The sequence below is a fragment of the Agromyces cerinus genome (assembly GCF_016907835.1).
Classification (GTDB): Bacteria; Actinomycetota; Actinomycetes; order Actinomycetales; family Microbacteriaceae; genus Agromyces; species Agromyces nitratus.
In genome coordinates, this window is the sequence record NZ_JAFBCT010000001.1 from 3,555,114 (window position 1) to 3,567,284 (window position 12,171).

The window sequence follows — 12,171 nt, forward strand, 5'->3', positions numbered from 1 at the left end:
CGGGCGGTGGGTGCGGGAGGAGCGTTCAGAGCACGACGCGAGTGAGCCTGAACACCGGGATCAGGCGCTCGGTCTTCACCTGGTAGTCGGCGTAGGGCGGGTAGGCCTCGACGGCGCGCGACCACCAGACCTCGCGCTCCTCGCCCTCGAGCTCGCGCGCCTCGTAGTCGTGCTTCTCGTCGCCGTCCTGCAGTTCGACGTGCGGGTGCTTCTTCACGTTCCAGTACCAGACCGGATGCTTCGGCGCCCCGCCGAGCGAGGCGACCGCCGCATACTCGCCGTCGTGCTCGACGCGCATGAGGGCGGTCTTGCGGAGCTTGCCCGACTTCGCCCCGACCGTGGTGAGCACGATGATCGGCATGCCCCTGAGGGTGTTCGACGTCTGGCCGTTCGACGCCTCGAACGCCTCGGCCTGCTTGCGCGCCCAAGCTGACGTGCCCGGCTCGTACTCGCCTTCCAGTGGCATGGATCCTCCTCGATGTCCCCTCGACGATAACCCGGCGCCACGCCGGATCAGCGGTCGAGCGCCCGGATCGCGAGCCACGCGGCGGTGCGATCGTCGGGGTTGCCCATCGAGAGGCCGGTGAGCTCCTCGACGCGGTGGATGCGGTTCGTGAGGGTCTGCCGGTGCACGCCGAGCTGCTCGGCGGCCACGCCCCACGAGCCGTGCTCGGCGAGGTAGGCGCGCAGGGTGCGGGTGAGCTCTCCGTGCAGGCCGTCGTCGCCCCGCAACGGATCGAGCACTTCGGCGAGGTGGGCGGTGTCGTCGGCGTCGAGCCGGTCGAGCACGAGGGCCACGGTCGGCAGCGCACGATAGCGCGAGACCGTGCGGCCATCGGTGACGGCGACGTCGAGTGCCTGCCTCGCCTCGGCGGCGGTACGGGCGAGGGCATCGGATGCCGCGGGTGAGCCGAGCCCGAGGCGCAGCGGTGTGCGGGCATCGGCCGTGACGTCCTCGACTCGGCGCACGAGGTCGTCGATGCGGTCGTCGCGGAGGAAGCCGAGCAGGTGACCCGGCTCTTCAGTGATGAGGTGCACGCCGCCGAGCTCGTCGAGCCAACGCGTCACGAGCCGTTCCAGGTCGACCGACTTCGAGCGGGCCGTGAGCGCGAACCCGGTGAGGGAGCTCTCGTGCACGCCCCAGCGGCGGAGCAGCGCCGCGGCGGCCGGGCCGCCATCGAGCAGGGTGTCGATCATCACCTCGCGCCCGAGCCGCTCGGTCGTCGTGCGGTCGTGCGTGCGCAGGACGAGGTCGAGCAGGGCCGCCGCCTGCGAGGCGAGGTCGCGGCCGCGGCTCATCGACGCCTCACGCGAGGAGATGACGAGGTAGGCGCTGAGGTCTTCGCCCGTGCCGACGGGGTGCACCTGCAGTCCCGGATGCCGCACTCTCACCGGCCGGCTGAACGCGACGGCGACCGCGTCCTGCACGTGGAGCCCGCCCGCGCCGGCGGTCGAGATGACCTGTCCGTGCGGGTCGAGCAGCACCGCCCAGCCGTCGATGCGCCGGGCGAGTTCGGCGACCACGGCGCCCACGCCGCCGCGCCGCGCGACCTGGGTGAGCACCTTCGTTCCCGTGGTGACGAGCCGGTCCTCCGCCGCCTGGTCGGTCGCGAGCAGGGCGACGAGCAGCGGATGCAGCACGGCGTCGGATGCCTCGGCACCGACGATCGCCGTGGCGCCTGTCGACTCGACCGCGCGCCGGAGCACCCGCGTCGCCCCGTGGCTGACGAGAACAGCACCGCGCAGCGCGTCGGAGCGCGGCCCTGCGGCGGTGAGCGCCGACGCGAGCGGTTCGGCGCCGGCGACGACGAGGGTCGCGAAGCCGGGATGCCCGACGACGCTGAACTCCTCGAGTCGAAGGGCGGCGTCGACGGGCGTCGCGGGCGCGATGGCGTCGCCGATGAGCTCGCCACCGAGCACGCGGGCGATCGAGAGCACGTCACGGGCCATGCCTTCGAGTGTACGAAATGCCGCGGCATCCGCTCGTCACTCGACATTCTTCGCAGTGACTCGAGGCGTCGAGCCTGCCTAGCATCGGGCGTACCCCCAGCACTGATCCAAGGGAGCATCATGAAAGCCATCGTCTTCCGCGCACCGGAGACGCCGATCGAGGTCGCCGATGTCGAGCTCGCCGCCCCCAAGGCCGGCGAGGTCCGCGTCAAGATCGCGGCGGCGGGCGTCTGCCACTCCGACCTGCACGTGAAGCGAGGGGAATGGGACGCCCCGGCTCCGCTCGTCATGGGTCACGAGGGGTCGGGCGTGGTCGTCGAACTCGGCGAGGGCGTCACGTCGCTCGCCGTCGGCGACCACGTGGTGCTCTCGTGGGTGCCGCCGTGCGGCGAGTGCCGATACTGCCGCTCGGGCCACGAGGCCCGCTGCCAGAAGGTCGCCACGGTCGTCGCGCCGAAGGGCGTGCTCTTCGACGGCACCTCGCGCCTCTCGCAGGGCGAGGAGCCGCTGCACCACTACCTCGGCGTCTCGTCGTTCGCCGAGGAGGTCGTCGTGCCTGCATCCGGTGCCGTGAAGGTGCGCGACGACGCCCCGCTCGACGTCGTCGCCGTCGTCGGCTGCGCTGTCGCGACCGGCGTGGGCGCGGTGCTCAACACCGCCGCCGTCGAGCCCGGCTCGACGGTCGTCGTCATCGGATGCGGCGGGGTCGGCCTGAACGTCGTGCAGGGCGCCCGTCTCGCGGGCGCCGAGCGGATCGTCGCCATCGACGTGCGCGCCGACAAGACCGCGCTCGCCGTGCAGTTCGGCGCGACGGACCAGATCGACGCCTCGCAGGTCGACGCGGTCGAGGCGCTCTTCACCCTCATCCCCGACGGCGTCGACTACGCGTTCGACGCGATCGGGCGCACCTCGACGACCGAGCAGGCGATCCGCATGCTCGGCCTCGGCGGCGCTGCCGTGATCGTGGGCCTGCCGCCGACCGGCGCCAAGGCCTCCTTCGAGCCGCTCGTGCTCGCCGAAGCAGACCAGCGCATCCTCGGCTCGAACTACGGCTCGGTGCGTCCCTCCATCGACATCCCCGCGCTCGTCGACCGGTACATGGACGGCCAGCTGAAGCTCGACCCGCTGATCTCGGCGCGCCGCCCGCTCGCCGAGGCCGCCGAGGCGTTCGACGACCTCGAATCCGGCGAAGCGCTCCGCACGCTCCTCATCCCCTGACCGCTGCAGCACCCGACTCACTGGAGAGTTCCCCCATGACCACCCCCACCACCGAAGCGCCGGCCGCCCGGGCCAACGCCCCCACCGACGCCGGGCTCCGCCGCGGCGTCATGAGCGGGCCCGAGCTCGCGGCGCAGGCCATCGCCAACATCGCTCCGAGCGCGGTCATCGCGTTCACCGCGGCCGGCATCTTCATCGGCGCCGGCAACGGCACGATGCTCTCGTTCGTGCTCGCCACGATCGTGATCCTCGCGGTCGGCTACTGCGTCGCGGTGTTCGCCAAGAAGCACGCGTCGGCGGGTTCGCTCTACACCTACGTCGCGAAGGGCCTCGGCCCGTTCGGCGCCTACCTCGCGGGCGTCGCGCTGCTCATCGGCTGCTGGGGCATCGCCGCCGGCTCGCTCGGCGGGTCGGTCTCGTACTTCAACCAGTTCCTGCTGCTCATCGGCGTGCCGTTCGAGGGCGTGTTCGCGCAGATCACGCTCGCGATCGTGCTCGGCGGGCTCGCGACGCTCTTCACGATCCGCGGCATCCGCCTCTCGGCACGCGTCTCGCTCGTGCTCGAGCTCGTCTCGGTCGCGATCATCCTCGTGCTGCTCGTGCTCGCCCTCGTGTGGGCCGGCCCGAACGCCTGGGACCCGGCGCAGTTCTCGCTCGAAGGCGTGCCCTTCCAGGGCGTCGCCGCGGGCATGGTGCTCGGCATCCTGGGCTTCGTCGGCTTCTCGTCGGCCGATGCCCTCGGCCGTGAGGCGAAGAACCCGTACAAGGCGATCCCAAGGGCGATCATGTGGAGCGCCCTCGGCGTCGGCGTGCTCTACGTCTTCTCGGCCTACACGCAGATCGCGATCCTCGGCGACGACCTGGCAACGGTCGCGAGCCCCCTCGAGGCGATCTCGGCGCAGATCGGCATGCCGGCCTGGTTCGGCCCCGTGCTCACCTTCGGCGTCGGCGCCTCGTTCTTCGCCGTCGTCGTGGCCCCGCTCAACGTCGTCGGCCGCATCATCTACGTGATGGGCAAGGAGGGCGTCGTCGCCGAGCGCTTCGGCCGCACCCACGAGCGCCACCTCACGCCGCACCGCGTGCTGCTCGTCGCCGGCCCCGCCGCGATCGTGCTCGACGTGCTGCTGCTCGCGATCGGCGTGCACCCGATGGACATCGTCGTGTGGGTCGACACCTACGGCACCTACGGCTACATGGTCGCCTACGCCCTCGTCGCGATCGCGTGCGTCGTCTACACGCGCCGCGAGCAGATGCGCAACGGCCTGGTCTGGGTGTGCGCCACGGTCGCCGTCGTCGCCATGGTCTACGTGTTCTTCGCGAACGTGTGGCCGGTGCCGGCGTGGCCGCTCAACGTCATCCCCTACCTGTTCCTCATCACCATGATCGCCGCGCTCGCCTGGTACCTGCACCTCGCCAAGCGCCGCCCCGACGTGATCGCGAACATCGGCAACACCGAGACCGACGCGCTCGAGGGCGTCGGCTAGGTCGCGTCGACCGATCCCCGGGCCTCGCCGTCGTCGCAAGCCCGACGGCGGGGTTCCGGCACGGTACCCGCGCCTCCCAGGGCTTCCCGTTCTGCGCTTCGCGCGCCACGCCCGCGCGGCGCGATCGTTGACTATCGTCGGCTCATGGGGATCTTCACTCGCGCGGAGGCGGCACCGACCGAACCGCCGCTCTACCCGGGTCTGGCCGGCCTGGAATCGGCCGACGCGGGCGAACTCGCGACGCAGCTCTTCCTCCGCGTGTTCGCCGTCGGCCAGTCGTCGCACGTTCGGCCGGAGGCGTGCTCGGCGCACTGCAGCGGCTCTCGGGCGTCGACGAGGTGCCCGGCATGACCGTGCGCGGCACCCTCACGACGCCGAGGGCGCGCTACACGCTCGACCCCGTCTTCCTCCAGTGCGTGCTCGTATGGGAGCGAGCGCTCATCGCCGGGCGGCTCTCCCGCGGCTCAGAGGCGTATCACCACCTCGTGCTGCTCCCGATGGGCGCGCGGGCGCTCGCCGACGCCGACGCGGTCTCGGCTGTGCGACGGTTGATCGCGGACGGAACGAGGCCGACCTCGGGCTGAGATGGTTCGCGCGGGCCGTCAGCGTGCACCCAGCTCGCCACCGGCCGCTCGTCGGAGCCGCGGCCGCAGCACGTCGTAGGCCCAGCAGGCCAGCGTCGTCGGCGTGGTGCTCTGCACGGATCGCGGCTGCTCGGCGACGAAGCCGTCGCGGAGCCCGGTGGACATGCCGATGAGTGCGTCGACGAGGGTGTCGGGCATCCCGGCGCCGAGCATCCCGTCGCGCATCGCCTCATCTGGGATCCGTTCGACGTGGAGCGACCGACCGGTCGCAGCCGACACGATCTCGGCGACCCGTCGCCAGGAGAGGTCTTCCGGTCCGTGCACGGCCTGGACGTGCCGGCCGTGCCACTCCGTCGAGAGCAGTCGGGTGACCGCGACCTCGGCGATGTCGCGCGGCGCGACCCAGGCCATCGGATGATCGACGGGAAGGACGATCTGCAGGCTGCCCGACCGCACCTGGTCGAGCTGGAGTTCCAGGTTGCTGAAGAAGTACCCGCAGCGCAGATGGGTGACATCGGCTCCGGTGGCATCCAGCGCGATCTCGGTAGTGGCGAGGCCGTCGATCTCGCCGGCTCCGCGGCGCTTCTCGGCTCCGACGCTGCTCTGGAAGACCACCCGCGCGATGCCGTTGTCCCCGACCGCGCGCACCGCGCTCGCCGTGGCGCGGCGGTAGTCGTCGAGCGGATCGGCGCTCGCCGCGGGCGGGTCGACCCAGTAGAGCGCGTCGACATCGGATGTCGCTGCGCTCACGGACCCGGCATCGAACTGGTCGACCGCCACCGCGTCCACCAGCGGCCGGATCTCGGGGTCGAGCCGCTCGGGATCGCGTGCCAGCACGACGGGTCGCACTCCCGCCCGAACGAGCATGGCGACGACGTGGCGGCCGACATTGCCGGTCGGGGTGGTGACGGCGATTCGCATGATTCGAGTCCCTTCGTCGTACATGATCGACCCAAGGTAGCGACGGTGGCGGACGGATCATGTCCGCCATTGCCCGCAGAATGGAGGAATGGAGAGCGATCCGACCGCGCGCGCCCTGACCCTGCTGTCGGTGCTCCAGACAGGTGCCGACTGGAGTGCGGCCACGCTCGCCGAGCGACTCGGCATCAGCGCGCGAACCGTGCGGCGAGACGTCGATCGGCTCCGCGGGCTGGGCTACGCGATCACGGCGAAGCCCGGGCCCGGGAGCGTGTATCGGCTCGGCGCGGGCGCGACGATTCCACCGCTGCTCTTCACCGCCGACGAGATCGCGGCGATCGTCGCGGGCCTGCGTCTGATCGCGCCGCGACTGCAGGGGGACGAGAGCGCCCAGGTCGCCCTCGCGAAGCTCGAGCAGGTGCTGCCGCCCGGGCTCCGCCGTCGCGCCGACGCGATCGACCTCGCCACCGAGGTGCTCGAAGAGGACCACGCCGTCGCGGCGCAGGACGTCGGCATCGTCGCCGACGCCGTGGCGGCGGCCGGACGCATCCGGTTCGCCTACCTCGACGGGAACGCGGCCTCGTCTGCACGACTCGTCGACCCGTATCGGCACGTGCTCAGAGCGGGACGCTGGTATCTCGTCGGCTTCGATCTCGACCGCGACGAGTGGCGCACATTCCGCTTCGACCGCATCTCCGGCGTCGAGCGCGTGCCGGGCACGTATCGGCGGCGGGAGTTCCCGGATGCCTCGATCGGCCGCTGGTTCGCCACGGACTTCGGCAGGCTCGGCTGAGTGCCGCCGTCACGGTTCGGTCAGCGGTTGGCGGGTTCCCAGCCGAGGCTCGGCGCGACGTGCTCGGCGAAGGCGGAGATGAGTCGCAGGTTGAACTCGACGCCCAGCTGGCTCGGGATCGTGAGCATGAGGGTGTCCGCCTCGCGGATCGCCGCGTCGCGCAGCAACTGCTCGACGAGCTTGTCGGGGGTGCCGGCATAGGTCTTGCCGAACGTCGAGCGCATGCCGTCGATGTAGCCGACGCCGTCGCCGTCCTGGCGGCCGCCGAAGTAGAGCTCGTCTTCCGCGGTCGTGATCGGGAAGATCGAACGGCTCACCGAGGTGCGCGGCTCGCCGGGGTGGCCGGCTTCGCGCCAGGCTGCACGGAACGTCTGGATCTGCTGCGCCTGCAACTCGTCGAACGGCAGGCCGCGGTCTTCGGTGAGCAGCGTCGACGACATGAGGTTCACGCCGCGGCGCCCGGCCCACTCGGCCGAATCGCTGTTGCCGGCGCCCCACCAGATGCGCGAACGCAGGCCAGGGGAGTACGGCTCGATGCGCTGCAGGCCGCTCGCGCCGCCGCCGAACGGCGACGAGGCATCCGCTTCGGCGATGCCCGCGCCTTCGACGGCCTCGAGGAACCGGTCGAAGTGCGCGCGGGCGATGTCGGCGCCGCGCGGGTCCTCCGAGCCGGTGTAGCCGAACGCCTCGTAGCCGCGCACGACCGTCTCGGGTGATCCCCGGCTGACGCCGAGCGCGAGCCGGCCGCCCGAGATGAGGTCGACGGCCGCCGCCTCCTCGGCGAGGTGCAGCGGGTTCTCGTAGCGCATGTCGACGACGCCCGTGCCGACCTCGATGTGCTGCGTGCGCGCTGCGATCGCCGCGAGCAGCGGCATCGGCGACGCCTGTTGGCGGGCGAAGTGGTGCACGCGGAAGTACGCGCCGTTCACGCCGAGCTCGTCCATGCCCTGGGCGAGGTCGATCGCCTGCAGCATGGAGTCGGCGGCCGAGAGTTCGCGGCCGCCGCCGAGCGGGCCGTAGTGTCCGAATGAGAGCGTTCCGAAGCGTTGCACGTCAGGTGGAACGACCGGGCGGCGGGGTCTATTCCTGTGCATGGATGCCGCCGGCGCGGTCTCGTCATCGCGATGATGCGCGCAGAACCTGCTGGATCTCGGCCGCGACGACCTCAGGCTCGCTGAGCATGACGACGTGGCCGGAACGCGAGGCGATCACATGCCGGCCGTGTTCGGCGCGTTCCGCACGAGCACGATGCGCGGCAATGAGCTGGCGACGCCCCTCCGCTCCCACGCCGGCGCTCTTCCCTCCCGAGATGATCGTCAGCGGTATCGCGGGAACGTCGATGGATGCCGCCCGCAGCTCCCGGAGGTCGTCCGACATCGATGTCGATTCGGCGATCTGGGTTGCGACCGCCCCGGGCGTGTACATCTCCCGTCGCACATCCGCCCGGATCTGCGACGGGAGGGAGCCGGCCGTCAGCCCGTACACCCATCTCAGGAGACCGATGCGGGCGAGCCCGGGAAACAGGGCGTTCTGAATCCGAGTAGCCCGTTCGGTGGCCGGCGAGTAGTAGAGCTCGCAGTCCTCATCCGCCGGATCGACCAGCACGAGAGCGCGGATGCGCTCGGGCCGAACGGATGCGGCGAGGCGCACGATCGGGCCGCCCCAGCTGTGTCCGACGAGCACGAAGCCGGCATCGCTCTCGCGTTCTCCGTCGAGATGATCGAGCAGATCGTTGAGGTCATCAGCGAGCTCGTGGAGCCGGCGCGATCCCGTGGCCCGCGGGCTCAGGCCGAGTCCGGCGCGGTCGTAGACGACGGACCGTGCGTCGCCTCCGACGGCCGGTTGAACGAGTCCCCAGATCGAACGAGTCGATGCGATGCCGGCCTCGAAGACGACGGTCGGCCCAGGGCCGTCGACGGCCTGGAAGAAGAGGCGTCTGCCGTCCCTCGTCGGGGTCCAGCCGGGTCTCCCCTGAGGATGCCCCTGCCACCGAGCGGTCTCTGCCTCAGTCGCAGCATCCCGGTGGAATTCCATGGAGTCGAGCGTAGTGTCCGCCGCCGATCGTGCTCCGCGACCGGAATGAGCCGTGCCGCATCGGTGCATTCAGGTTCCCAATCGTGCGCTCAGATCCGCGTCGTCCGACCGAGCCATCCCGGGATGGCCGTGAACGGCTCTGCGGCGCGCAACTGCTGGAGGCAGCTGATCATGGTGTCGTAACGGTCGGCGCCGAGCTGCCGCCGCCACTCCGTCTCCCGTTCGCCGAGGAGGCGTCCGCTCGCCGCGAGGAAGTCGTTCGCACGCGGGGTGCGAGTGATGACGGATGCCCGTGCGTCATCGGGATCGACGTGGCGGTCGACCAGACCGAGCGACTCCATCGAGGCGGCCGTCCTGGCCGCGGCCTGCTTCGTCACGCCGAGTCGCCGCGCGAACTCGCTGATCGACACACCGCCTTCGGCGATCGACTGCAACGCGAACCCATGGAGCGGCCGGAGGTCTTCGAAGCCGAGCTCTCGGAGCTGCTCGTGCAGCTCGTCGATGACCTCGCGAAACGACCCGATGAGGAGGATCGGCAATTCGCCGGGAGGGTGTTGCGCCATGAGCCGATTCTCTCGCACTTGCGGATGTTGGACAACGACGTTTACCATCTAGACAACGATGTTGTCTAAGGAGGCGTCCCATGTCGATCACTCGAGTGGCTTCGACCGAAACTCGTTCATCGGGAACCGCGACCTCGGCGATGGAGACCCTGGCATCCCCGACCGTGGGTGGAAGCAACCGCACGAGCCTGTGGCGAGTCCGGATGTCCGCGGGTCAACCGGGTCCACGGCACATCATCGACTCCGAGCAGATCTGGACCGTGCTGACCGGCGAAGCATCGTTCCACTCCGAGTCCGACCAGTTCGCCGTCACTGCCGGTGACACCGTCATCGTGCCGGCCGATGTCGTGCGCACCGTCATCGCGTCGAGCGACTGCGAGTTCCTGGTCTGCGGGAGCCCGAGCGCCCTGGCCTCGATTCCGGGCAGCGACGCGGCCCCGGTCGCCCCGCCGTGGGTGCGATGAGCGTGGCGCCGACGTGGCGCCGATGCGGGGTCGCGTTCGCGTCCTGAATCACTCAGCCCCGCGCGAGCACCAGCGAGAACTCGATCGACCCTTCGGGCTCGACCGAGACGAAGCCGAGGTTCGGCGCCTCGACGCCGAAGTCGGCGAAGGTGATCGGGATGCTGCCGGCGACCTGGCCGTCGCTGCCGTTCCAGACCGCGTCGAGGTCGACGGTGACCGCCCGCGTGACGCCCGCGAGGGTGAGCTCGCCGGTCGCCTGCACCGTCTGCACCTCTCCGACGACGGGCGCCGCGTCGACCGTGATCGGCTCGGTCAGCACGAAGGTTGCGGTCGGGAACTCGTCGACGCGCAGGGCGGTCGAGCGGAAGTACTCGTCGCGGTTGCCCGAGTCGGTCGCGATCGACGCGACGTCGACCTCGAGCGAGGCGGAGGTCAGGCTCAGCCCGTCGACCGTGAAGGAGCCCGTCACGTCGGAGGTGCGCCCGGTCACCGTCACGTCGGTGCCGTTCAGCACCTCGTCGACGCGGTAGCCCGCGAATGACCCGTCCGCCACGATCCACTCGCCGGTGAGATCGGATGCCTCGGTGCCCGCCTCGGCCGTCGCGGACGGCGCCGCCGTCACCGACGGTGCCGACTCGGCCTCGCCGACGATGAGGTCGCGGTAGACGATCGGTCCTGCGATGGCGGCGGTCGCGCCGAGCACGAGCACGCCGGCGACGATCGAGACGGTGATGATCTTCGTGCGCTTCTGCACTGCTGCTCCTCGGGGTCGGACTTCGAGCATGCCGGATCAACGTATGAGTACGCATTGAATCGGCTGCGACGCTGTCGAGATGACGGTCGATGACGCAGAATGTCGTGCATGAGCGACCCCCACGTGCTCGGGCCGGGCGTGCTGCCGACGCCGTTCACCGCCGACGAGATCCGCGACGCGAGCGGCTCCGGCAAGACGATCCGCATCCGAGTCGAGGAACCCGACGGCGTCACGTTCGAGCGCATCAACCGGTTCAGTCGGTGCGACGACGAGGGCGCGACGCTCGAACGCTGGCGCGTCGCGCCCGGCGGAGGGGTCGACGGCGACGTCGTGAGCGGCCGGGTGACCTGGCTCGAGCTGCAGGGTCATGCAGCCTTCCCGGCGGACACCACGATGCTGAGCGACGAGACGCTCGAGCTGCCGATCGGGCGGCTCGAATGCCTGCGCTACGACACCCGCGACCCCGATGAGACGGATGCCGCGGTCGAGACCTTCTGGTTCGCCCGGGCGTATCCGGGCATGCCGGTGCGTTTCGAGTCGCCGACGCCCGCCGGGGTCGTGCGCACGACGGTGGTCGCCGTCGAGGTCGTGCGCTGACGACGCCACTCCGGGTGCGCCCGCACGGCGGGTTGGCGAGACGGCGAAGGGTGTCTATTCTCGCCGCTCCTCGGACGACAGCTGATCTTCGATCGAGTCGGCGATCCTGCGCTGGATGACCCGGTCGTGCAAAGCAGGTCCGGTCGCGGTGCCGTCGTCTTCGTATCCGCCCGCGCGGCTCGGGTCGAGCAGGCGCCGCATGCCGGCGCGGGCCACACGCTGGTCGAGTGCGGCGCTGCCGCTGAGGGTGAGCAGCGCCGCACCCTGGTCGAGCGCCGCGAGCAACGCTCCGACCTCGTTCGAGGACAGGACCTCGTCATCGGGGCGGGACTCCCGGGCGATCACGATGTAGGCGTCGGTCAGGAGCGCCATTCGCTTCGCCAGCTCGGTCGCGAGGCGCTCGTCGCGTGCGGCTGTCGCGATGAACTCGAGCGTCGCGAGTGCGAAGCCGCGGATCGCCTCGACGACCTCGTCGCTCCCGTAACGGCCGGAGTCGGGGTCGTCGGGCTGCTCGAAGAGATCCCACGAGCCGTCGGCGAGCGCCGTCTCCAGGTTCGCATCCATCACCGCGAGGAAGAGCGTGGCCTTGCCGTCGAAGTTCGAGTACACCGCGCCCTTGGAGAAGCCTGCCTCACGAGCGATGAGCTCGAGGTTCGCGCCGTGGTATCCGTCGCGGGCGAACACCGCGCGCGCCGCGAGCACCAGTGCGTCGCGCGTGTGTCGCTGGCTCTCCTGCCGGGAGCGGGGGGAAGCAGGGGCGGCCATGCACAGATCATACGGCGCGACCGAAGGATTGACATCCTTTGGGTATC

General features: G+C 70.7%; 15 protein-coding genes. 7 read left to right on the forward strand and 8 right to left on the reverse strand.

Annotation, left to right across the window (positions count from 1 at the left end; all coding sequences use genetic code 11):
• Positions 1-25: 25 nt before the first annotated feature.
• Together JOE59_RS16595 and JOE59_RS16600 are read right to left on the reverse strand one after the other, a co-directional pair.
• Positions 26-466 carry a nitroreductase family deazaflavin-dependent oxidoreductase gene (locus JOE59_RS16595; RefSeq protein WP_204462403.1) on the reverse strand — a complete coding sequence of 147 codons (441 nt, stop codon included), beginning with the start codon at positions 464-466 and terminating at the stop codon, positions 26-28.
• Between the two features lie 47 nt (positions 467-513).
• On the reverse strand, positions 514-1,950 hold the full coding sequence (locus JOE59_RS16600) for a PucR family transcriptional regulator (RefSeq protein WP_204462406.1): 1,437 nt from the start codon (positions 1,948-1,950) through the stop codon (positions 514-516).
• Between the two features lie 120 nt (positions 1,951-2,070).
• Between JOE59_RS16600 and JOE59_RS16605 the strand changes: the two genes are divergently transcribed.
• From JOE59_RS16605 to JOE59_RS16620, 4 genes are all read left to right on the forward strand, one after another.
• On the forward strand, positions 2,071-3,168 hold the full coding sequence (locus tag JOE59_RS16605) for an alcohol dehydrogenase catalytic domain-containing protein (RefSeq protein WP_204462408.1): 1,098 nt from the start codon (positions 2,071-2,073) through the stop codon (positions 3,166-3,168).
• A gap of 110 nt (positions 3,169-3,278) precedes the next feature.
• On the forward strand, positions 3,279-4,652 hold the full coding sequence (locus JOE59_RS16610; RefSeq protein ID WP_204463454.1) for an APC family permease: 1,374 nt from the start codon (positions 3,279-3,281) through the stop codon (positions 4,650-4,652).
• Positions 4,653-4,796: 144 nt separating this feature from the next.
• Positions 4,797-5,003: a hypothetical protein gene (locus tag JOE59_RS16615; RefSeq protein WP_204462411.1), complete on the forward strand. Its 207-nt coding sequence runs from the start codon at positions 4,797-4,799 to the stop codon at positions 5,001-5,003.
• Complete coding sequence (locus JOE59_RS16620) at positions 4,952-5,236, forward strand: hypothetical protein (protein WP_204462413.1); 285 nt, start codon at positions 4,952-4,954, stop codon at positions 5,234-5,236. The genes JOE59_RS16615 and JOE59_RS16620 overlap by 52 nt, the downstream gene beginning before the upstream one ends.
• A gap of 18 nt (positions 5,237-5,254) precedes the next feature.
• Here JOE59_RS16620 and JOE59_RS16625 read toward each other — a convergent pair whose 3' ends face one another.
• Positions 5,255-6,157 (reverse strand): NmrA family NAD(P)-binding protein, encoded by a 903-nt coding sequence (locus JOE59_RS16625; RefSeq protein WP_204462415.1) that lies wholly within the window; start codon positions 6,155-6,157, stop codon positions 5,255-5,257.
• Between the two features lie 88 nt (positions 6,158-6,245).
• Here JOE59_RS16625 and JOE59_RS16630 point away from each other — a divergent pair, with 88 nt between their 5' ends.
• Positions 6,246-6,947, forward strand: coding sequence for a helix-turn-helix transcriptional regulator (locus JOE59_RS16630; RefSeq protein WP_204462422.1), 702 nt, complete (start codon positions 6,246-6,248; stop codon positions 6,945-6,947).
• A gap of 20 nt (positions 6,948-6,967) precedes the next feature.
• Here the strand turns inward: JOE59_RS16630 and JOE59_RS16635 are convergent, their stop codons facing one another.
• From JOE59_RS16635 to JOE59_RS16645, 3 genes are all read right to left on the reverse strand, one after another.
• Entirely contained in the window at positions 6,968-7,999 is a 1,032-nt protein-coding gene (locus JOE59_RS16635; protein WP_204462424.1) for an LLM class flavin-dependent oxidoreductase, read from the reverse strand.
• Positions 8,000-8,063: 64 nt separating this feature from the next.
• The gene (locus tag JOE59_RS16640) at positions 8,064-8,981 is read right to left on the reverse strand and encodes an alpha/beta hydrolase (protein ID WP_204462426.1); all 918 of its coding nucleotides are present in this window, start codon (positions 8,979-8,981) and stop codon (positions 8,064-8,066) included.
• An 89-nt stretch (positions 8,982-9,070) separates the two neighbouring features.
• The gene (locus JOE59_RS16645; RefSeq protein ID WP_204462434.1) at positions 9,071-9,544 is read right to left on the reverse strand and encodes a MarR family winged helix-turn-helix transcriptional regulator; all 474 of its coding nucleotides are present in this window, start codon (positions 9,542-9,544) and stop codon (positions 9,071-9,073) included.
• A 203-nt stretch (positions 9,545-9,747) separates the two neighbouring features.
• Here JOE59_RS16645 and JOE59_RS16650 point away from each other — a divergent pair, with 203 nt between their 5' ends.
• Positions 9,748-10,008 (forward strand): cupin domain-containing protein, encoded by a 261-nt coding sequence (locus tag JOE59_RS16650; RefSeq protein WP_204462436.1) that lies wholly within the window; start codon positions 9,748-9,750, stop codon positions 10,006-10,008.
• Between the two features lie 52 nt (positions 10,009-10,060).
• Here the strand turns inward: JOE59_RS16650 and JOE59_RS16655 are convergent, their stop codons facing one another.
• Positions 10,061-10,762, reverse strand: coding sequence for a YceI family protein (locus tag JOE59_RS16655; RefSeq protein ID WP_204462438.1), 702 nt, complete (start codon positions 10,760-10,762; stop codon positions 10,061-10,063).
• A 108-nt stretch (positions 10,763-10,870) separates the two neighbouring features.
• Here JOE59_RS16655 and JOE59_RS16660 point away from each other — a divergent pair, with 108 nt between their 5' ends.
• On the forward strand, positions 10,871-11,359 hold the full coding sequence (locus tag JOE59_RS16660; RefSeq protein WP_239560345.1) for a hypothetical protein: 489 nt from the start codon (positions 10,871-10,873) through the stop codon (positions 11,357-11,359).
• A gap of 54 nt (positions 11,360-11,413) precedes the next feature.
• On the opposite strand, the gene JOE59_RS16665 is transcribed toward JOE59_RS16660, so the two are convergent.
• Positions 11,414-12,124: a TetR/AcrR family transcriptional regulator gene (locus JOE59_RS16665; RefSeq protein ID WP_204462442.1), complete on the reverse strand. Its 711-nt coding sequence runs from the start codon at positions 12,122-12,124 to the stop codon at positions 11,414-11,416.
• Positions 12,125-12,171: the final 47 nt, after the last annotated feature.

Coding starts and splice junctions, on each gene's coding strand:
- JOE59_RS16595 (WP_204462403.1), bottom strand. CDS start 466: ATGCCACTGGAAGGCGAGTACGAGCCGGGCACGTCAGCTTGGGCGCGC.
- JOE59_RS16600 (WP_204462406.1), bottom strand. CDS start 1,950: ATGGCCCGTGACGTGCTCTCGATCGCCCGCGTGCTCGGTGGCGAGCTC.
- JOE59_RS16605 (WP_204462408.1), top strand. CDS start 2,071: ATGAAAGCCATCGTCTTCCGCGCACCGGAGACGCCGATCGAGGTCGCC.
- JOE59_RS16610 (WP_204463454.1), top strand. CDS start 3,279: ATGAGCGGGCCCGAGCTCGCGGCGCAGGCCATCGCCAACATCGCTCCG.
- JOE59_RS16615 (WP_204462411.1), top strand. CDS start 4,797: ATGGGGATCTTCACTCGCGCGGAGGCGGCACCGACCGAACCGCCGCTC.
- JOE59_RS16625 (WP_204462415.1), bottom strand. CDS start 6,157: ATGCGAATCGCCGTCACCACCCCGACCGGCAATGTCGGCCGCCACGTC.
- JOE59_RS16630 (WP_204462422.1), top strand. CDS start 6,246: ATGGAGAGCGATCCGACCGCGCGCGCCCTGACCCTGCTGTCGGTGCTC.
- JOE59_RS16640 (WP_204462426.1), bottom strand. CDS start 8,981: ATGGAATTCCACCGGGATGCTGCGACTGAGGCAGAGACCGCTCGGTGG.
- JOE59_RS16645 (WP_204462434.1), bottom strand. CDS start 9,544: ATGGCGCAACACCCTCCCGGCGAATTGCCGATCCTCCTCATCGGGTCG.
- JOE59_RS16650 (WP_204462436.1), top strand. CDS start 9,748: ATGTCCGCGGGTCAACCGGGTCCACGGCACATCATCGACTCCGAGCAG.
- JOE59_RS16660 (WP_239560345.1), top strand. CDS start 10,871: ATGAGCGACCCCCACGTGCTCGGGCCGGGCGTGCTGCCGACGCCGTTC.
- JOE59_RS16665 (WP_204462442.1), bottom strand. CDS start 12,124: ATGGCCGCCCCTGCTTCCCCCCGCTCCCGGCAGGAGAGCCAGCGACAC.